This is a genomic window from Neobacillus massiliamazoniensis, from assembly GCF_001048695.1.
GTDB lineage: Bacteria > Bacillota > Bacilli > Bacillales > Cytobacillaceae > Neobacillus > Neobacillus massiliamazoniensis.
The window spans coordinates 564,484-583,961 of sequence record NZ_CVRB01000004.1; the positions used below are offsets into that span (position 1 = coordinate 564,484).

The window sequence follows — 19,478 nt, forward strand, 5'->3', positions numbered from 1 at the left end:
AAGGGAAATCCCTCATCCTACTCATTACCCCTAGTTTGTTCATAAAGCAGCTTGACGATATCAGCAAACAAAGAATGGACTGCACCTTCATTTTCAAATACATCTAATTGAACGGCAACAAGCGCATATTTTGGATTTTGGAAAGGAAAATAACCTGCAAACCATTTGTTATACAATTGCTTTCCTTTCTCATATTTACCAGTTTCCGCAGTACCTGATTTTCCCGCCACATCGAATGGAAGATTTTGAAACCATTTACCTGTTCCGTCCGGATTTAAGACAACTCGCCTTAACAATTTTTGCAGCCGCATGGCGGTATATGGTGAAATGCTATCACCAGCTAAGCTTTTTTCAGGGAAATCCATCATCGTTGTACCATTTTTATACTCAATTTTTGACACAGCCCTGACCATTTCTTTCTTTCCCCCTCTTGCAATTGTTGCCATCATATTGGCAACCGCTAAAGGAGTAGCCCGGACCTCGTGTTGGCCAATTCCGGACATCATCACATAATTTGCATCCTTCCTTGCTTGATCAGACATAAATACTCTTCCCTTGTCTTCATCTGCAAATTGTTTAAAGTTACTTGTATGATAGATATTACCTTGCCAACCTACAGAACCAATTAAAGATAATTTAGCTGCATAATCTTCTAAAACATGTGGGTCATTTTGTTGTAATTCTTTTGCCAACTCGCCAAAAGTCCGATTGCAGCTTCTCGCAAAGCTATCAGTAAAATTTAACATTCCGTAATTAAATTGAACTTCCGGTTTCCCATTCAACTTTTTACTACAATCAAACAGACGAGTTGGGTCATCTAACTGATGATCGATGGCAGCAGCAGCGACAACCGTTTTAAAAACAGAGCCGATGATTTGCTGTTTCAACATTCGATTGGTAATTCCATAATTATTGTAAGGGTCTGTTTTTATAATCGCTGGGCGCGATACAAGCGTTAATACACTATTGTCCTCAATATTAAGCAGAACGAGCCCGCCATTTTTTATATGATACTTGTCGACTAATTCCTCCGCTTTTTGCTGTAAGTTTTTATTGAGGGTTGTCCTAACGTTCACCGGATAGAATGGATTAGCTGGATCGACATACTTGACGTTCATTCCAAATAGAGGCGCTCCGTCCCCGTCCACATGATAGACTAGTTTTGACTTTCCATCTGGAAGCAGAAATTCATCAAAGCTTTCTTCGAGCCCCGATACACCGATTAAGGTATTATCCGAAAGTTTCTTATTTGGGTAGCGCTTATTCACTTCCTTCGCATTTTCTCCGGTCAAGCCAATTAATTGCTCTGCCGGAATCTGTGACCGTTCGAATTTTCGTTCAATCGCAAATACTCCTGGGATTTTTAAGGCATTGATTCTTTCCATTTGCGATGCAGTCATCTCAAATGGTTCAGGCTCTCCGTAGGCAAAAGGTTTTTCCGCATGGTCAACGGATTCTTTTAACTTATTTTCTGGTATTCCCGTGATGGTGGAAACCTTGTTAACATCCCAATCAATCTTTTTTAAAAATGGAAAAAGGACTAAGACATTGACTTTTTTATAGGTAAGCATTGCCCCATTTCTGTCGAGAAAATTTCCCCGGCCATTATCAATCACTAATTCCTGTGTTCGCTGTTTGACACTTTCTTCAAGTAAATTAATATGGTGCTTCGAAAATGCCTTTGGATCAAATAGTTGAATTTGCGATAAGCGGTAGATAAGTAGGAGAAAACAGATGTTAAAAATGACGAGTAAGCCCATCACTCTTTTTGGCAACATAAAAACACCTCATCAAAAGTTTTGACGAGGTGTAATATTTATAAACACTAACTTTATTAAAAGACAATTTTGACTTCGAGAATTGTCCAGCTTCAGCGCCTAGGGGCTCGGGGTCATAAGCCAATCCGTCATGAAGGTTAAAAACCAACCTTCAAGCCGGCTCGTCTTATGCCTGTCGCCCCTGAGCAAGGCGCTTCCGCTTTTCTATTTAATAGAAACGATCCGGACGCTCATTTCACCGCCTGGAGTTTGTACAGAGACTTGGTCTCCTACTTTTTTGCCGATTAAGCTTTTAGCAATCGGAGAGTCATTCGAGATTTTCCCTTCAAATGGATCTGCTTCGGCACTACCGACAATCGTATACGTTTCTTCATCACCATCAGGCAGTTCAATAAATGTTACAGATCTACCTAATGATACTGAGTCGCTTGCCATTTCACCCTCTTCAATAATCTTGGCATTACGAATCATATTTTCTAACGTTGTAATACGTCCTTCGACAAAAGCTTGTTCTTCTTTTGCTGAATCGTACTCAGAGTTTTCAGATAAATCGCCGAAGCTTCTTGCGATTTTAATCCTTTCAACTACCTCTTTACGTTTGACGGTTTTTAGATAATCAAGTTCCTGTTCAAGTTTTTCTTTTCCTGCTAATGTCATCGGAAATTCTTTTTCTACAGCCAAAACTTCTCACTCCTTCTTATCTTCACAATCCACCATTAGATTGTATATAAAATGTATGTAGGTTTTTGCCAATTAGAATAAATAGATAGGAGCGCGTCCTTTATTTAAGGGCGCGCAAGAAAAAATATTTATCCATCATGGAATTTTATATATTGCATTTCTTTTGCTATTGTTTCATAAAATTGACTTTTGTTCAAGAATTGTTTGAATTTTTGTGACCATTAAATCGATGGCTACATGATTATGGCCACCTTCCGGGATAATGACATCCGCGTAACGTTTTGTCGGTTCAATAAATTGATTATGCATCGGACGAACAACATTTACATATTGATCAATAACAGAATCAAGGGTACGCCCCCGTTCCTTAATATCCCGTTGCATGCGACGGATGATTCGTAAATCCGCGTCTGTATCGACAAAAAGTTTAATATCCATTATATTTCTTAACCGTTCATCCTCAAGAATAAGGATCCCTTCAAGAATAATAACATCTTTTGGTTCGACTGCTATGATTTTATCGGAACGAGTATGAATCGAATAATCATATACTGGCTTATTAATTGGCTCAAATCGTAACAATTTCTCGATATGCTCCATAAGTAAATCATTATCAAATGCCAGTGGATGATCATAATTGGTTTTCAGACGCTCTTCAAACGGCAAATGACTTTGATCCTTATAATAATAATCCTGTTCAAGTACTAAAATTGAATGACCTTTAAAGCTATCATCAATGGCTTTTGTAACACTGGTTTTTCCGGAGCCTGAGCCGCCGGCTACACCAATAACAACTGGTTTGCGCATTCTTTCTAGTTCTCCTTTCGCATCATGTTGTTAGGGTAAACCGGTTTGTCCAATTTAAATTGTACAATCTGAAGTGGATGTCTTGCAGCATCCAGTTCATTCCCTTTTTCGTCCCAAATTTTATCAATCACATGCGTAAAATTTTCAATTTCCGGACCGAAGAATTCTACTTCATCGCCAGGTCTAAAATGGTTCCGCTGCTGAAGAGTTACCATTTGAGTGTTTTCATTATAATCCAACACAAGACCGACAAATTCAAAACTTGTCTTCTTGCTATGATTGCCAAACATTTGCTCTTTATACCCAGGTACCCCTTCAAAAAATGCAGGTGCTGTTTCACGATTTGCACATTTATCAAGTTCTTTGAGCCACTCTTTTTTGATGACAAAATTCTCTGGGTCAGCACAGTACGTATCGATCACTTTACGGTACACACTTACGACTGTTGCAATATAATGGATAGATTTCATCCGACCCTCAATTTTTAAGCTATCAATTCCTAGTTCAATCATTTGCGGGATCGCCTTAATTAAATTTAGATCTTTTGGACTCATGGCAAATGGAGAATCATTTTCAGCAAACTGAGCTGTTTCTTGATCATCCGCTTCTAATTTATAAAGATCATAATCCCAGCGGCATGATTGACAGCAACCGCCGCGGTTTGAATCTCTTGCTGTCATATGGTTACTCAATGTACAGCGGCCAGAATATGCAATACACATTGCACCATGAATAAAGGTTTCAATTTCAATATCAACCTTTTCTTTCATTTCTCTGATCTCTTCTGCACCGGTTTCCCGGGCTAAAACGACACGGTCCAAGCCTTCTTCCTTCCAAAATTGGACTGCTTTCCAGTTTGAAAGGGATTGTTGAGTACTCAAATGAATTTCAATTTCCGGTGCCACTTTTCGGCAGGTTTCAATAATAAGCGGGTCTGCGACAATAATACCTGCCACACCAGCTTCTTTTAAACCAAGCAGATAATCCTCTAAACCAGAAATATTTTCGTTATGGGCGTAAATATTCGTGGTGATATAAATTTTTGCGCCATACTTTTTCGCAAACTCAACGCCTTCTTTCATTTCCTCTAATGAAAAGTTATCAGCGTTAGAACGAAGACCATATTCCTGACCACCAATAAATACCGCGTCTGCCCCGTACTGAACAGCAATCTTTAACTTTTCAAGGTTGCCAGCAGGAGCAAGGAGTTCCGGTTTCTTGACAATGACACGCTTTCCATCAATGATTTCAGAAATATTATCCTTAACTTCAGTCATGATCCATATCCCTCCTTTATGTTTTAATAAACGGTTTCTTTAAAAAAGAAGCCTGTATCAAGCGAACGGTTTGTAGGCTGGATTTCCTCGATTCTAGCCAACAATTCATTCTTCTTATCCTCGTAAAGGTCCGGGTCCTCCATAAATAAATCAATCGCCTCACGATAGGCTTTTGTTACCTCTAAGAGATATTCGGCGCTCTTTAAAATTCCGTCAATTTTAAAAGAATCAACACCTGCGTCTAACATGTCTTGGAGTTCATCAATCATACACATATCGCTTGGGCTCATAATGTGGGTCCCATTTTCATCTTCAAAAATCGGATATTTATTGCCGCGCTCCTTATCATGCAAAAACATTTGGTCTTGCAATTTACGATTTTCGATTTCTAACACTTTTCCTTGGTACTCATAATAATTACCAAGGAGTGAACGCTTCGATTGGAACATACAGCTCATGCCATGAACCTGTACCTCGATTTCAACTTCCGCGTTCTCTTTGATTTCTATAATGGCATCCATATTAATTTCACGGGCAAGAACGGCCCGCTTAGCGCCTTTTCTGCCCCAATAATTACATGTATACCAGTTCGTACCGGTCGTTTCCGTACTCCAATGGAGCTTCATTTCCGGCGCGGCCTCCCTCGCTGCCATTAAGACAGCAGGGTCTCCAAAAATGATGGCATCAGCATTTGCGTCTGCGGCAAATCGAATATACTCGCTCAACTCGTTGGCCTTTTCATTATGAAAAATTGCATTCATGGCAACGTAGACTTTTTTCCCTTGGGAGTGGCCCAGTTCAATTGCCTTTTTGACCTGCTCACGGTTAAATTCACCTGCAAGACGCAATCCATACCTCATTTCTCCTACAACAAAGGCGTCTGCACCCGCTTCAGCTAAAGGAAGAATATCTTCAAATGTATGCGGCGTGACTAGTAGTTCAAGTTTAGCCATTTTTTTCACCTCTTTTTCGTTTACTAATCGCAACCCCATCTCCGACAGGGAGGATGACAGAATCATAATCTAGGTGGTTCATAAGCCAACGATTAAATTCATCAATCTTTTTAACAATGCTTCTTGTTCTCTTTGATTCAATCTCAGTTTCGGTTACAAGTCCCTTAAATAAAACATTATCAGTAATAATGATTCCGTCCTCATGAAGATAGGTAGAATAAAGCTCAAAGAATTTTCTATATTGACCTTTAGCAGCATCGATAAAAATCGCATCAAATGGAGCATGTTCCTGAACGATCTCTTCTACTTCAAGTGCATCCCCTTTTATTAGGATAATTTGTTCCTGATTAGGAGACCGATGTATAAATTCCTCCGCTAACTGAAAGCGCTCCTCATCCCTCTCAATGGTCACAATACTGGCATCTGGCAAAGCTTCTGCCATGCGTAATGCTGAATATCCAATTGCTGTTCCAACCTCAAGAATTTTTTTTGCTTGATGAATTCGCAACAGCTGAAGCATCGTTTCAATACCTGCAAGCTCCATAATAGGGACATTCTGTTCCTTCGCATATCCTTCCATTTCTGATAGCAATAGATTGCGCTCCGGAACAAGACTTTCAATATAAGAATGCAGCTTTTCATTTTCCAAGCTGCCCTCACCTCGCATATAAAAGCATTTTAGACAATTTAATGCTCTTTAGACATGAAAAAATAGCGTTCACAGTTAACTAACAACTCATCGAAAAAACTTACAATAATCGATTGAGTAAGGCAAAAACTGCCAGAAAGCTACATGACTGTGAGTAACGCTATAGATCCTTTATAAAAACACTTGAATTATTTTATCATAAAAAAGGGAGAAATGCTAACCATTCTCCCTTAAAATCATTTTTATTTACTGGAAATATATTTGGCTTTTTCCCGATTGTGTTCATCAAGCGTCTTCGAGAAAATAATACTTCCATCAGGTTTTGCTAGGAAATAATAATAATCTGTTTTATCAGGGTTTAAGGCGGCATCGATCGAGATTTCGCCAGAATTGGAAATAGGCCCTGGAGGAAGACCGGTGTGTTGATAAGTATTATAAGGTGAACTTACCTCTAAATCCGAATATAAGACTTTATCTTTGTGTTTTCCTTGTGCATATAAAATCGTAGGATCGGTTTGCAATGGCATTCCTTTATCAATGCGGTTATAAAACACACTTGCAATTAATTTACGGTCAGCTTTTGCTGTTGCTTCTTGTTCGATTAGTGACGACATTGTCAATAATTGATGAACCGTCAGATTTTTTTTCTTTCTTACTTCATCGTAATTTCCCAAGACATTTTGCGTTTTTTGAAGCATTACTTCAACCATTTCTTGAACAGAAGGATTAGGCGTGTAAAACGAGTAGGTTGCCGGGTACAAATACCCTTCAAGCGGATACTTCACACTCGGATTTAGAATATCTTTTGTCAGTAAGTTAGGGTATTTTGCCATCATGGAATGGATAAACGCTGGGTCATTTAATGTCGTCAACACTTCATTATCTGATTTATGGATTGCTTTTGCCATGACATGCGCGATTTCCGTTAACTGCTGTCCTTCTGGAAAGGTTACCTTAAAGCTAGCCTGCTTCAGCACTTTCCCCGTTTTTAAACGGCTGACGATTTCGGCAACGTCCATGGACGGACTTAGTTCATAATCCCCTGCCATAAACCCGCCTTCATTTTTTAATTTAACATAATATTTAAATACCTTTGCATTTTTGATAATCCCATCTTCTACCAATTTATCAGCAATGCTAGTTACTGATGATCCGATCGGAATATTGACTTTTTTAGTAATCTTGCTGTTTGCGTTCAATGGTTTCAGCGCTGATTTTATGTATAGATATCCACCGCCGCCAATTAAAAGAATTAATGAAAGCACAGCTATTGTAATACCCATTACTATTTTTCTGACAAGCTTTGCTTCATGATAATGTTCAAGTAAATTTTGCTGAGCTTTTTTATTTGGATTTTGATTTTTATCGTCTGCTGCCATATTACTCCCCTTCCCCAATAACCTTGAGGTATAACTTTTGTAAAAAAATGAATAAAAGTTATCGTAACTATTTCAGCATAATGTGCGAAAAATGTCAATTTTGATAGAAAAGCGGAAGCGCCTTGATCAGGCGCTGGAGCTGGACAATTAGAAAAACGGAAGCACCTGCTTACTCTTATACAGCCGTACAATTCTCAAAGTGGAATTTTTTTATTTCATAAGAAAAACCGGTCATCAATTGACCGGTTCTTACAAATTATTCGTTTTCGTCTTCTTGTTCATCGAAAAAGGTGTTTAACATTTCTTCAACCATGTCCCATTCTTCATCCGTTTCGATTGGGATTAGTTCGCCTTCTTCACCGTCTTCAGTCGGAGTAAAGGCATATGCATGAATTTCTGGGCCTTCCTCTTCATCATATTCGCCAACTTGCTGGAATAAGACATATGACTTGCCGAATTCCTCTGATTCAAATGTAAATAATACTTCACATAATTGTTCGTTACCTTCTTCATCTACAATCGTAATTTGATTTTCTCCGTGTTCCATTTCTTCACCTCATTTATTTTATGCTATCAAGATAGCCTTGCAGAATCATCATCGCTGCCATTTTGTCAATGACCTTCTTACGTTTTTTCCGGCTAACATCAGCTTCAAGTAATATTCTTTCTGCAGCCATTGTCGTAAGACGCTCGTCCCATAAAACGGTCTCAACAGCAAATTTTGTTTCTATTTCCTTTGCATATTGCTGACTCGCTTCACCGCGGGGACCAATCGAACCATTCATATTTTTCGGCAGACCGATGACAACCTTACTAACTTCATACTCTTTTATTAATTGACCAATTTCATCAAAACCAAACTCATTTTTTTCTTCATTGATTTTGAGAGTTTTGAGGCCCTGTGCCGTCCACCCAAGCTCATCACTTAAGGCAATTCCGACTGTTTTAGAACCTACATCCAATCCCATCATGCGCATTCATTAAACCTCACGTTGTTTTTTTAAATAGGATTTAACCAGTTCTTCAATTATTTCATCACGTTCAAGCTTACGGATAATATTACGAGCATCGCGATGACGAGGGATATAGGCTGGGTCTCCAGATAAAAGATAACCGACAATTTGGTTGATTGGATTATATCCTTTTTCCTGCAGTGCTTCATAAACTTGAAAAAGCACATCTTTTACATCATGTTCAAAAGGCTCTTCAGAAAAATTAAACCGCATCGTTTTGTCAAATGAGCTCATTTCATACACCCCGCTTCATATTAGAGGAGAGAATTGCTATTGGTCTAGCTACAGCGCCTAGGGGCTCGGGGTCATAAGTTAATCCGTCAAGAAGGTTAAAAAACAACCTTCTCGCCGGCTCGTCTTATGCCTGTCGCCCCTGAGCAAGGCGCTTCCGCTTTTCTGGTTACCTTCATTTTACACTACTTTGTTTCATTATCAAATTGATTTTACCCATTCTTCAGCGATTTGAAGTGCGGAATCCAGTTTATCAGGATCTTTTCCGCCGGCTTGTGCCATATCAGGACGGCCGCCTCCGCCTCCGCCACAGCGAGCAGCAGCTTCTTTTACAAGTTTGCCGGCATGATAGCCCTTATCTATTAAATCCTTCGTAACAGCCGCAATCAAATTGACTTTCCCCTCATGAGCACTGCCTAATAAAATTACTGCAGAACCAAGCTTTTGCTTCAAGTCATCAGCCATCGTTCTCAGGTTGTTCATATCCGCTTGAACCTTCGCAGCTAACACTGTAACACCATTTATTTCTTTAGCTTGTGCCACGAGATTGCCGGCCTCTATATTTCCTAACTTAGCGGAGAGCGATTCGTTCTCACGCTGCAGCTGTTTGATTTCACCGATTAAGCCATCAATACGATTAACAATCTCTTTCGGACTTGTTTTTAGTTTGTCAGCCGCATCCTTCAGTAATCCTGCTTGCTCATGTAACAAAAGGTAAGCAGATTCTCCCGTCACAGCTTCGATTCTTCTCGTTCCGGCGCCAATTCCGCCCTCAGAAACAATTTTAAACAGTCCGATAACGGATGTATTTGGTACATGGCAACCACCGCAAAGCTCTAGACTGTAATCGCCAACCCTTACTACTCGGACAATGTCTCCATATTTTTCACCGAAGAGTGCCATTGCGCCCATTGATTTTGCTTCAGATATTGGTTTTTGACTAATGTCAACTTCAATATTCCGCCATATTTTTTCATTCACAATTCTCTCAATTTGCTCTAATTCATCAGGCGTGATTTGACCAAAATGAGAGAAGTCAAACCTTAGTCGATCAGGTTCTACAAGAGAACCTGCCTGATTGACATGCTCTCCAAGCACATCCTTTAATGCACGGTGCAGCAAGTGGGTAGCCGTGTGATTTTTGATTATTTTAACACGGTTTGTTTGGTCAATAGTTGCTGTTACCTTTTGGTTCGCTTTTAGGGTGCCTGACACCACAACAGCTTTATGAAGGTTTTGTCCGTTTGGTGCTTTTTGGACATCCTTTACGGATACTGTTACGCCTTCACCTTCTATTGTGCCCCGATCGGCAATTTGTCCGCCGCTTTCAGCATAGAACGGTGTCACATCAAGAATTAGCTGTATTTCCTCACCGCTTATTGCTTCCTGGGCGAGTTCACCATTTTTGACAATGGCAAGCACATTTGAATTGGTATGTAACTGATCGTAGCCAACAAACTTACTATCTACCTTTAACTCACCAAGTACGCCGCCTTGAACTTGCATGGAATCGACATCTTGACGAGCGGCACGAGCTCGTTCCCGCTGCTGTTCCATTTCTGTTTCAAATCCGGCATGGTCAACCTTCATGCCTTCTTCTTCCGCATACTCTTCTGTTAACTCAACCGGGAATCCGTAAGTATCATAAAGGCGGAATACATCCGCTCCAGAAATCGTATCACTGCCTTTTTCTTTCTCCTTCTTGATTACACTAGCAAGAATGGCTAACCCTTCATGAAGGGTTTCATGAAAACGCTCTTCCTCATTTTTAATGACCTTTTGGATAAATTCAGCCTTATCCCTTACCTCTGGATAAAAATCATGCATGATTTCTCCGACTACAGGTACAAGCTCATACATAAATGGACGGTTAATATTGATTTGCTTCGCATAGCGAACAGCTCGGCGCAGCAAGCGACGTAGAACATAACCACGCCCTTCATTTGAAGGAAGTGCCCCATCGCCAACAGCGAAGGCAACAGTACGTATATGGTCGGCAATGACTTTAAACGCCACATCTTTTTCCTTGTCTCCACCATATGTAGCCCCTGACATTTCTTCTGTTACACGGATGATTGGCATAAATAAGTCGGTATCAAAATTTGTAGGTACGTTTTGAACAACAGATGCCATCCGTTCTAAACCCATTCCGGTATCAATATTTTTCTTTGGAAGAGGTGTATAAGTGCCATCTGGATTATGGTTAAATTGTGAAAAAACAAGATTCCAGACTTCAAGATAGCGATCATTCTCACCGCCCGGATACAATTCCGGATCTGTAGGATCATCTCCGTACTCAGGGCCACGGTCATAAAAAATCTCGGTATTAGGACCACTTGGGCCTTCGCCAATATCCCAGAAGTTTCCTTCAAGGCGAATAATTCGTTCCTCTGGTATACCAATCTTTTTATTCCAAATTTCAAATGCTTCTGTGTCCTCAGGATGAATGGTAACGGAAAGTAATTCCTTGTCAAAACCCATCCATTTTTCATCCGTTAAAAACTCCCATGCCGACTCAATTGCTTCCACTTTGAAGTAATCGCCGATAGAAAAATTGCCGAGCATTTCAAAGAAAGTATGATGTCTTGCTGTTTTTCCAACGTTTTCAATATCATTGGTACGAATTGATTTTTGGGCATTCGTAATTCGCGGGTTATCAGGAATGACCCGGCCATCGAAGTATTTTTTTAGTGTTGCTACACCACTGTTTATCCATAACAGGGAAGGATCATCATGCGGAACGAGTGAAGCACTTGGTTCAATGGCATGATTCTTCTCTTTAAAAAATTCTAAAAACAATTTGCGAATTTGCGAACCAGTTAAATTTTTCATGATTTAGACCTCCTTTTTATTAAAAAAGCATACAAAAAAGCCCTCATCCCCAAAACAGGGACGAGGGCTTAGCTCGCGGTACCACCCTGATTATGAATACAATCATCTGTACTCATCTCTCAAACATGCCTTAACGCGGCAAAAACGGCAGTGATTAGCTGCACTCCGGATAAGCGTTCTGTCATCCTTCACCTAGAGCTTCTTTCAGCCGTGGAAGCTCCTCTCTTAAACGCACACTGCGTTACAGATGGACTATAACATACTGGATCCTTCGACATTTTTACACAAGTATACTATATGACGAATTATAGCCATCGCTCTAGCTTTTGTCAATCAATCCTGGTTTCTTGTGTGGATAAAATGATTTTTGGCATGGACAATCCCGACTCTTAGGACAACCAGGACAGGCACAGCCAAAATCAGACCGATCACTCCTCCAATTTCCCCACCTGCTGTGATAGCAAACATAATGAGGATTGGGTGTAAATTTAGACTTTTACTAAAAATAATGGGAGATAAGATATTTCCCTCAAGAAATTGGAGCACTAAAATAATCACTATTGTGATGATTACCAATTTAACTGAAACCGTCGCAGCAATCACCACTGCTGGAATCGCCCCGATAATTGGTCCAAAATAAGGGATGACATCGGTAATTCCGACCATAAATCCTAAAAGCAATGGATATCTTAGATGAAAAATCCAAAAGAGAAGAGCAGCGGCACCGCCGATAACGAAACAAACAAGCAGCTGCCCTCTTATATAGCTTCCAAGTGATTCATCCACATCCTTTAAAAATAGTGAACCCTTCTGTCTCCACTGCTTTGGTGTTAAATACCATACCCCTCTTTTTATCAAATGGAAATCCTTCAACATATAAAAGGCGATAAATGGAATCATCATAATGACTAATGCCGAATTTAAAAAGTTTAATAAAATTGTTACGATAAGCGCCAAAAAGGAGTCTATTTTTTTTTCAAAGGCATCAATGCCATCATTCATTCTCCCTTGAAGCCCCTCTGGCCATGTTCTGGTATGCTTTTGAAGCTGGTCAATCCAGCCGCGATATTGCTCCGTAAAAATGGGAGCACTCTCAGACAAGTCTTTTAATTGGTTGATAAAAGCAGGAATCCCTCTATACAAGCCGAAGCCAATTCCGCCAAAAAAAAGAACGTAGATCAAAAAGATAGCAAATCCCCGGTGCATCCCTTTTTCATGGAGCTTTTCAACGACCGGACGAAGCAAATAGGTAATAAATCCGGCAATGAGGAAGGGCAGAATAATAAAGACTACTACCTTTATGATTGGGAGCCAAACAAAGCGGATTTTTATAAATACATAAATCGCGATTAAGATAAGGAGTATAAATCCAATTCGGTAAAACCATTTCATTCGGATATCCACGTCCATGCCTCCTTAGCATTATTGTTAGAGGCACTACTTAGAATTATGCATCAAAAAATCCCCCTCTATTTTGAGGGGGATTCATTTTAACGAAAAGCTCTCATCATTCTTCTTTGGACTCTTCTCATATTCCGGCCTGTTATCATATTGGTCCTTTGAGCCAAATTGTAGGCTGCTATTCCTGCACCAATTGCAATCATCGATGTCATCACTCTATTCATACGTTTCACCTCTTAAAAAAATTATAGGGTGTAACGACGATCTTCTTCTTCAAACAAATCATCTAAGGAGCTAAGTGACCCGTCTTCCTCAACTTGGTGGGTATTGATGAGTCCTTTGGAAACTGTTAACTCAATAAAACAATTCCAGCAATAGTATTGGTTAATGCCGATTTTCCCAATATCCTTGCTACGACAATTTGGACACTTAAGCATGAAAAGACACCTCACGTATGATCAACGTCTACAATGATGGCATCCTTTCCGATTGCTGGGGGCATGTCGGATTGAATGACTTGTTTCCCTTCCGTAATATCCGAAAAGAAGCCATCCGTAATTTCGTACCCTACGATTGTGCCCACTTCTTCCTGAAAGTATACATCTTTTAACAATCCTAGCGTTTCCCCGCTTTTAGAGAGCATCATCGCTCCATCTAAGGAATGCTGATGGGCGAATGTATACTCAGGGTTGTTTTTCAGCTTTTCTAAGTGATTGCTGTCCTCAATCATGACCCCATCCCAACCAAAAGAAGCCACTTTTTTAATGTCCAAAAAGGCTGATTGTTTGAAGAATACGCCTTTTTTAACTAGCAGACCGGTTACGATCCCATTGCTGGTAATGCATAAATCACTAATCACACCGATTTTTGTTCCACTTTTTGTTTCAAAAACAGGCTGACCCTTTAATAAAGAAAATGTTCGCAAAGAGTGCTCCACCTCCTCTCGAACATTTATAGTGTCAGTCATTTATTAAAAAATCATAAGGTGAAACGTTTTCCATTCCGATCATTGGATTAACCTGCATGAGTTCTTCTTCGAGGGTCAATCCATTGCTGGCTATTTCTTCTTCTTTTGATGAACTTGGTTTTAAGGAAATGACCGCTTGCAGCTTTTCACAAAGGCTTGTTTGTCTGCTTAATTCGTCGGCTCTTTCGACACCCATCCTCAGTGCATCTTCTTCACCGCAAAGAATCAAGGATTGTTTACTTCTTGTAATTGCCGTGTAAATTAAATTTCTCCTGAGCATCCGGTAATAACTCCGGGTAACCGGAAGGATAACAATTGGAAATTCACTACCCTGTGATTTATGTACGGAGCAACAGTATGCATGCGTAATTTGGTTTAAATCCTGCTTTGTATAGGTTACTTCATTTCCCTCAAAGGAAATATAAATCATATCCTGTTTTTCGGTATTTTCTTTTGCATAAATGATAGAGATAATTTCCCCAATATCTCCGTTAAACACATTATTTTCCGGCTGATTCACCAACTGAAGTACTTTATCTCCAATTCGATACTTCACATCAGCAAACGCGATTTCTTTTCGTTTGCCATCCGGATTTGGATTAAAAATTTCTTGTAGCAAAACATTTAAACGGTCAATTCCCGCTGGGCCACGATACATAGGTGCCAACACTTGAATATCCTTAGCAGAATAGCCTTTGCTTTTGGCATTTAACGCCACTTTTTCAACGACTTGGGGGACTTGCGCTGTTGAACATTTGATAAACGAACGGTCTGCCTGTCTAGCTGTTACATTAGCTGGCAGATAGCCCTTTTTAATATCATGGGCTAGTTCAATGATCGAGGACCCCTCTGCTTGTCGGTAAATGTCTGTTAACCTAACCGTCGGTATGCGCTGCGATCTTAGCAAATCCTTTAATACTTGCCCTGGTCCAACCGATGGGAGCTGGTCTTCATCGCCAACAAGAATAACTTGAATATGTTCAGGAAGGGCTTTAAATAATTGGTTTGCAAGCCAGATATCAAGCATAGATGTTTCGTCTACAATTATGATTTTCCCTTCAAGTGGACTTGATTCATCACTGTCAAAGCCATCAGTACCGTTAAATCCAAGCAGTCGGTGAATGGTTACCGCAGGCAGCCCTGTTGATTCACTCATTCTTTTGGCGGCTCTTCCTGTCGGTGCCGCCAGTAAAAACGGAAACGGTTCATCCTTTTTATAATAGTCCTTCAATTCTAATGAACAGCCATGCAGCTCGGCGTAAAGCTCCACAATCCCTTTAATGACAGTTGTTTTACCTGTGCCCGGTCCTCCAGTTAATATAAGCATTGGCGACATTAATGCCGTTTGAATGGCTTCCCGCTGGGTCGGTGCATACTGGACACCTAGCCGTTCCTCAAGGTCTCCTAATGCAAGCAAGAATTCCGATTCGGGAAATTGTTCCTCATACTCTGTTTGCTCAAGTATTCGCTTAATTTGGGTAACAAGACCTTTTTCTGCAAAATACAAAGAGGGCAAGTAGACGCGTTTTTCTTCGCCAACTATTTTCCCTTCTTCTTCAAGCTTAATGAGCTCCGATGATATATCTAAATAATCAATTTGATCACGTTTGTTCTCTTCCAATAAAACCTTTACTTGTTCAAGCAGGTCCTCGGCATATACAAATACATGCCCTGTTTGATTACATTCATTTTCGAGGGTATAAAGACAGCCAGCCTTAATCCTGTCAGGATGATTGCCTGAAATTCCAAGCTGGTAACCAAGCTCATCTGCACGACCAAAACCAATGCCCTCTATATCTTCTACCAATTGATAAGGATTGTTTTGAATCATATCAAGCGTTTTCTCTTTATATGCTTGATAAATCCGCATCGAAATTTGCGGGCCAAACCCATACTGATTTAAGGCAATCATAACTTGCTCGAGCCCTTGATGCTCCATCAAAGTATCGTAGAGCATTTTTGCTTTGTCAGGAGGAAGCTTTGGAATCGAATCGAGTAGGGAAGGCTGGTTAAGAATCTTAGAAATCGCATTTTCACCTAAGGTTTTCACAATGCTTTCAGCTGTTTTTTTCCCAATCCCTTTAAACATTTCTCCAGATAAATAAGCAATAACCCCTTGTTCCGATTGTGGCATATCCTTACGAAAATGGCTGGCATGATATTGCAGACCAAACTTGGGATGATCTTTAAATTCTCCGAAAAATATATACGTTTCTTGCTCATGAATCCTTGGAAAATAGCCTGTAACAACGGCTTCTTTGTCTTCGTACTGATGATTGGTCTCATCCACGCGAATTCTTAACACCGTATATAGGTTCTGCTCATTGTGAAAAATGGTCACAATCGGTCGCCCTTTTACAAATTTCCCCTGATCAGTGAACAAATCAAGTGACTCCTGCATTCCCAAATAACTCCCTCCTTCCTCCAAAAATCATATCTATTATTGACCCATTTCCACAATTTTTTTGGCATGACTTGCCAGTAAATGATCCGGTTGAATTTCTAATGCATGATTAAACATTTCCAATGCATCTTCTGCCTTTTCCTTAAAAGCATAAGCAACTCCTAAGTTATAATAAGCATCAGAATGTTTGGGATCCAGCTCAATACATTTTTCAAATTGAGCGATCGCCCCATCAATTATCTCACACTGCGCCAGACATAAACCATACTGAAAACGTGCTTCAGCATCATTTTCATTTAATTCAATGCTTCTTTGTAAAAAGGGGAGTGCAAATTTATTATTGTCTAAATGGACAAGCGAAAGCCCAAGCATGAAGTAATTATCGCTTGTTTCCAATCCCTTTTTCATCGCCTGTTCAAACATTTTTTTCGCTTCATTGAAACGTTCAAGTTCGAAAAATAGATTTCCGGCACTATAATATGCTGCAGCAGCATTTTCATCTAATTCGATTGCTTTTTGAAAAAATTTTAAGGCCTTTTCATATTCGCCAAGTGTGGAAAGAACGTTACCAAAATTAATATAAGCAATTGGGTCAGCAGGGTTTTCATTAATGGCCTCATTAAACGTTTTGACTGCTTCCTCCATATTGCCTTCATTCATGTATTTTAAACCTAATTGGTTTTTGTCCATCTAATTCAACTCCATTCTATTGAAAGTATAGCATATTTCGCTAAAAACCCCGATTCCGAAATGGGAATCAGGGTTTTAGGTTAGCCAACATATGTCAGGCGTTCGCCATTTTTATAAACTTCGTCAATGGTTCCTCCGCCAAGACATTCATCGCCGTTGTAAAAAACAGCTGCTTGTCCGGGCGTAACAGCGCGGATTGGTTCATGGAATAGTACCTCGCACCTTTGGTCATCCAAGAGACGGACCTTTACTTTATGGTCTTCTTGGCGATATCGGAATTTGGCGGTACATTCAAATTCATCTACCTTTTTTCGATCAGACATCCAGCTTACGTTTGTGGCAATAATTGAATCTGAATAAAGTTTTTCGTTATGAAAACCTTGGCCAACATAGAGGACATTCCTTTTCAAGTCTTTACCAATCGCAAACCAAGGTTCGCCTGAGCCGCCAATCCCTAATCCGTGACGCTGTCCAATTGTATGGTACATAAGGCCTTCATGCCGACCTTTAACCTCTCCATCGAACGTTTCCATCGGACCTGGTTGTGCAGGAAGATATTGTCCTAAAAACTCTTTAAAATTTCGTTCCCCGATAAAGCAAATCCCGGTACTATCCTTTTTCGCAGCCGTCGCAAGATTCGCTTCTCTAGCGATTTCCCTGACCTTTGCTTTTTCAAGATTTCCAATTGGGAACATGACCTTGCTAATTTGTTCCTGCGTTAACTGGTTTAAAAAATAGGTTTGGTCTTTATTTTCGTCCACCCCGCGCAGCATTTTATATTCACCATCACGGAATTCAACTCGGGCATAATGACCAGTGGCAAGATAATCCGCACCTAAATTCATGGCATGCTCTAAAAAGGCCTTAAACTTAATTTCTTTGTTGCACATCACATCAGGATTAGGGGTCCTGCCCGCACGATATTCATTTAAAAAGTAAGTAAATACTTTGTCCCAATATTGCTTTTCAAAATTTACTGCATAATAAGGAATACCGATTTGATTGCAAACACGGATGACATCATTGTAATCTTCTGTAGCAGTACAAACTCCGTTATCGTCGGTATCATCCCAGTTTTTCATAAAAATACCGATCACGTCATATCCTTGCTGCTTTAACAGCAATGCAGCAACAGAGGAATCGACCCCACCGGACATACCTACAACCACTCTTGTGTGTTTAGGATCTTTTTTTTCCATTGTTTCTCACCTCTCTTCACTCTTGAAACTAGTCGTGAATTTATTTTTTCAGACGGAAAACGATCTGGGCTGTTTCTTCAGCAGCCTTGATGATCTGTTCTTCAGTCGTAGTAAACCCAAAGCTAAAACGGATTGAATTAAGTATCCGTTCAGATTTTTTTCCAAACATAGCAACGAGAACATGGGATGGTTCAATAGAGCCCGCTGTGCATGCCGAGCCGCTCGAAACAGCGATGCCCGCTAAATCGAGATTCACGAGCATGGCTTCCACGTTTGTCCCTGGAAAACTTAAGTTTAATACATGTGGCATCGAGTTTTCAAGCGAACCGTTCAAGTGAAATTCTACCTGTTGTTCTTTTAACATTTTCATAAAGATTTCTTTAAAGCTTTTAAACTTCTCTCTTTTAGCTGTCCGCTCTTCACCCGAAATGAAAACAGCTTCTCTAAACGCCGCAATCGAGGCCACATTTTCTGTACCAGCTCGCCTTTTTCGTTCTTGATCACCGCCAAAGGAACGCGGTAACAGTTTGATACCTTCTCGTGCAAAGAGAAAGCCCGTACCTTTTGGGCCATTAATTTTATGGGCCGATACTGATAATAAATCAATGTTGCTTTCTTGAACATCAATTCTTTCGATTCCATATGCCTGAACTGCATCGGTATGAAATATTGCTTGGTGGTCTTTTAAAAGTTCCCCGATTTCATTGATTGGCTGGATGGTTCCAACTTCATTGTTGCCGTACATGATTGTGACTAAAATCGTATCATCTCGTAAGGCATTACGCAGTTCAACAAGCGATATTCTTCCTGTTTCATCCACAGGCAAATACGTAACCTCGTAGCCCATTTTTTCAAGCTTTTGGCAGGCGTGAAGAACAGCATGATGTTCAACTTGTGTGGTGATAATATGCTTGCCTTGATGTTGATAGCTTTCTGCAATACCAAATATACCCATATTATCCGCTTCAGTTCCACCGCTCGTAAAAATTATTTCCTGCTCCTTGGCACCGATACTTTTCGCTAACGTTTCACGGGCTAAGTCAAGTAGATGCCGTGCTTCCCTGCCAAAAGTGTGAATGCTGGAAGGATTCCCGAACGTAGAATTCATTACTTCCATCATTTTTTCCATCACTTTTGGATGCATCGGTGTGGTCGCGGCATGGTCTAGGTAAATTCTTTCCATTGGTACACCTTCAATCAATTAATTCTTACCCTTC

General features: G+C 40.1%; 19 protein-coding genes. All 19 read right to left on the bottom strand.

Annotation, left to right across the window (positions count from 1 at the left end; genetic code table 11):
- Positions 1–17: 17 nt before the first annotated feature.
- On the bottom strand, positions 18–1,778 hold the full coding sequence (locus BN1082_RS20710) for a peptidoglycan D,D-transpeptidase FtsI family protein (RefSeq protein WP_090637698.1): 1,761 nt from the start codon (positions 1,776–1,778) through the stop codon (positions 18–20).
- Between the two features lie 204 nt (positions 1,779–1,982).
- On the bottom strand, positions 1,983–2,459 hold the full coding sequence (greA, locus tag BN1082_RS20715; RefSeq protein WP_090637700.1) for a transcription elongation factor GreA: 477 nt from the start codon (positions 2,457–2,459) through the stop codon (positions 1,983–1,985).
- A 174-nt stretch (positions 2,460–2,633) separates the two neighbouring features.
- Positions 2,634–3,266, bottom strand: a complete 633-nt coding sequence (gene udk / locus BN1082_RS20720) for a uridine kinase (RefSeq protein ID WP_090637703.1) — start codon at positions 3,264–3,266, stop codon at positions 2,634–2,636.
- 5 nt (positions 3,267–3,271) lie between these two features.
- Positions 3,272–4,543, bottom strand: coding sequence for a peptidase U32 family protein (locus BN1082_RS20725; protein WP_090637704.1), 1,272 nt, complete (start codon positions 4,541–4,543; stop codon positions 3,272–3,274).
- Between the two features lie 23 nt (positions 4,544–4,566).
- Complete coding sequence (locus BN1082_RS20730; protein WP_090637706.1) at positions 4,567–5,496, bottom strand: peptidase U32 family protein; 930 nt, start codon at positions 5,494–5,496, stop codon at positions 4,567–4,569.
- The gene (locus BN1082_RS20735; protein WP_090637708.1) at positions 5,489–6,145 is read right to left on the bottom strand and encodes an O-methyltransferase; all 657 of its coding nucleotides are present in this window, start codon (positions 6,143–6,145) and stop codon (positions 5,489–5,491) included. The genes BN1082_RS20730 and BN1082_RS20735 overlap by 8 nt, the downstream gene beginning before the upstream one ends.
- 242 nt (positions 6,146–6,387) lie before the next feature.
- Complete coding sequence (gene mltG, locus BN1082_RS20740; protein WP_090637710.1) at positions 6,388–7,524, bottom strand: endolytic transglycosylase MltG; 1,137 nt, start codon at positions 7,522–7,524, stop codon at positions 6,388–6,390.
- Positions 7,525–7,780: 256 nt separating this feature from the next.
- Complete coding sequence (locus BN1082_RS20745; RefSeq protein WP_090637712.1) at positions 7,781–8,071, bottom strand: DUF1292 domain-containing protein; 291 nt, start codon at positions 8,069–8,071, stop codon at positions 7,781–7,783.
- 13 nt (positions 8,072–8,084) lie between these two features.
- Positions 8,085–8,501, bottom strand: a complete 417-nt coding sequence (ruvX, locus tag BN1082_RS20750) for a Holliday junction resolvase RuvX (protein WP_090637715.1) — start codon at positions 8,499–8,501, stop codon at positions 8,085–8,087.
- A gap of 3 nt (positions 8,502–8,504) precedes the next feature.
- On the bottom strand, positions 8,505–8,771 hold the full coding sequence (locus BN1082_RS20755) for an IreB family regulatory phosphoprotein (RefSeq protein ID WP_090637717.1): 267 nt from the start codon (positions 8,769–8,771) through the stop codon (positions 8,505–8,507).
- A 198-nt stretch (positions 8,772–8,969) separates the two neighbouring features.
- Positions 8,970–11,600, bottom strand: a complete 2,631-nt coding sequence (alaS, locus tag BN1082_RS20760) for an alanine--tRNA ligase (RefSeq protein ID WP_090637719.1) — start codon at positions 11,598–11,600, stop codon at positions 8,970–8,972.
- A 333-nt stretch (positions 11,601–11,933) separates the two neighbouring features.
- Entirely contained in the window at positions 11,934–13,004 is a 1,071-nt protein-coding gene (locus BN1082_RS20765) for an AI-2E family transporter (RefSeq protein WP_090637721.1), read from the bottom strand.
- Positions 13,005–13,090: 86 nt separating this feature from the next.
- Positions 13,091–13,225: a DUF3918 family protein gene (locus tag BN1082_RS20770; protein ID WP_090637723.1), complete on the bottom strand. Its 135-nt coding sequence runs from the start codon at positions 13,223–13,225 to the stop codon at positions 13,091–13,093.
- Between the two features lie 21 nt (positions 13,226–13,246).
- On the bottom strand, positions 13,247–13,438 hold the full coding sequence (locus BN1082_RS20775) for a hypothetical protein (protein WP_090637725.1): 192 nt from the start codon (positions 13,436–13,438) through the stop codon (positions 13,247–13,249).
- Between the two features lie 11 nt (positions 13,439–13,449).
- A complete protein-coding gene (locus BN1082_RS20780) occupies positions 13,450–13,926 on the bottom strand; it encodes a PRC-barrel domain-containing protein (protein WP_090637727.1) in 477 nt (158 codons plus the stop codon).
- Between the two features lie 34 nt (positions 13,927–13,960).
- Complete coding sequence (recD2, locus tag BN1082_RS20785; RefSeq protein ID WP_090638471.1) at positions 13,961–16,369, bottom strand: SF1B family DNA helicase RecD2; 2,409 nt, start codon at positions 16,367–16,369, stop codon at positions 13,961–13,963.
- Positions 16,370–16,408: 39 nt separating this feature from the next.
- Positions 16,409–17,062 (bottom strand): tetratricopeptide repeat protein, encoded by a 654-nt coding sequence (locus BN1082_RS20790; RefSeq protein WP_090637730.1) that lies wholly within the window; start codon positions 17,060–17,062, stop codon positions 16,409–16,411.
- A gap of 80 nt (positions 17,063–17,142) precedes the next feature.
- Positions 17,143–18,261: a tRNA 2-thiouridine(34) synthase MnmA gene (gene mnmA / locus BN1082_RS20795; RefSeq protein WP_090637732.1), complete on the bottom strand. Its 1,119-nt coding sequence runs from the start codon at positions 18,259–18,261 to the stop codon at positions 17,143–17,145.
- Between the two features lie 40 nt (positions 18,262–18,301).
- Positions 18,302–19,444 carry a cysteine desulfurase family protein gene (locus BN1082_RS20800; RefSeq protein ID WP_090638474.1) on the bottom strand — a complete coding sequence of 381 codons (1,143 nt, stop codon included), beginning with the start codon at positions 19,442–19,444 and terminating at the stop codon, positions 18,302–18,304.
- Positions 19,445–19,478: the final 34 nt, after the last annotated feature.

Coding starts and splice junctions, on each gene's coding strand:
- BN1082_RS20710 (WP_090637698.1), bottom strand. CDS start 1,778: ATGTTGCCAAAAAGAGTGATGGGCTTACTCGTCATTTTTAACATCTGT.
- udk (WP_090637703.1), bottom strand. CDS start 3,266: ATGCGCAAACCAGTTGTTATTGGTGTAGCCGGCGGCTCAGGCTCCGGA.
- BN1082_RS20725 (WP_090637704.1), bottom strand. CDS start 4,543: ATGACTGAAGTTAAGGATAATATTTCTGAAATCATTGATGGAAAGCGT.
- BN1082_RS20730 (WP_090637706.1), bottom strand. CDS start 5,496: ATGGCTAAACTTGAACTACTAGTCACGCCGCATACATTTGAAGATATT.
- mltG (WP_090637710.1), bottom strand. CDS start 7,524: ATGGCAGCAGACGATAAAAATCAAAATCCAAATAAAAAAGCTCAGCAA.
- BN1082_RS20745 (WP_090637712.1), bottom strand. CDS start 8,071: ATGGAACACGGAGAAAATCAAATTACGATTGTAGATGAAGAAGGTAAC.
- ruvX (WP_090637715.1), bottom strand. CDS start 8,501: ATGCGCATGATGGGATTGGATGTAGGTTCTAAAACAGTCGGAATTGCC.
- BN1082_RS20755 (WP_090637717.1), bottom strand. CDS start 8,771: ATGAGCTCATTTGACAAAACGATGCGGTTTAATTTTTCTGAAGAGCCT.
- alaS (WP_090637719.1), bottom strand. CDS start 11,600: ATGAAAAATTTAACTGGTTCGCAAATTCGCAAATTGTTTTTAGAATTT.
- BN1082_RS20770 (WP_090637723.1), bottom strand. CDS start 13,225: ATGAATAGAGTGATGACATCGATGATTGCAATTGGTGCAGGAATAGCA.
- BN1082_RS20775 (WP_090637725.1), bottom strand. CDS start 13,438: ATGCTTAAGTGTCCAAATTGTCGTAGCAAGGATATTGGGAAAATCGGC.
- recD2 (WP_090638471.1), bottom strand. CDS start 16,369: ATGCAGGAGTCACTTGATTTGTTCACTGATCAGGGGAAATTTGTAAAA.
- BN1082_RS20790 (WP_090637730.1), bottom strand. CDS start 17,062: ATGGACAAAAACCAATTAGGTTTAAAATACATGAATGAAGGCAATATG.
- mnmA (WP_090637732.1), bottom strand. CDS start 18,261: ATGGAAAAAAAAGATCCTAAACACACAAGAGTGGTTGTAGGTATGTCC.
- BN1082_RS20800 (WP_090638474.1), bottom strand. CDS start 19,444: ATGGAAAGAATTTACCTAGACCATGCCGCGACCACACCGATGCATCCA.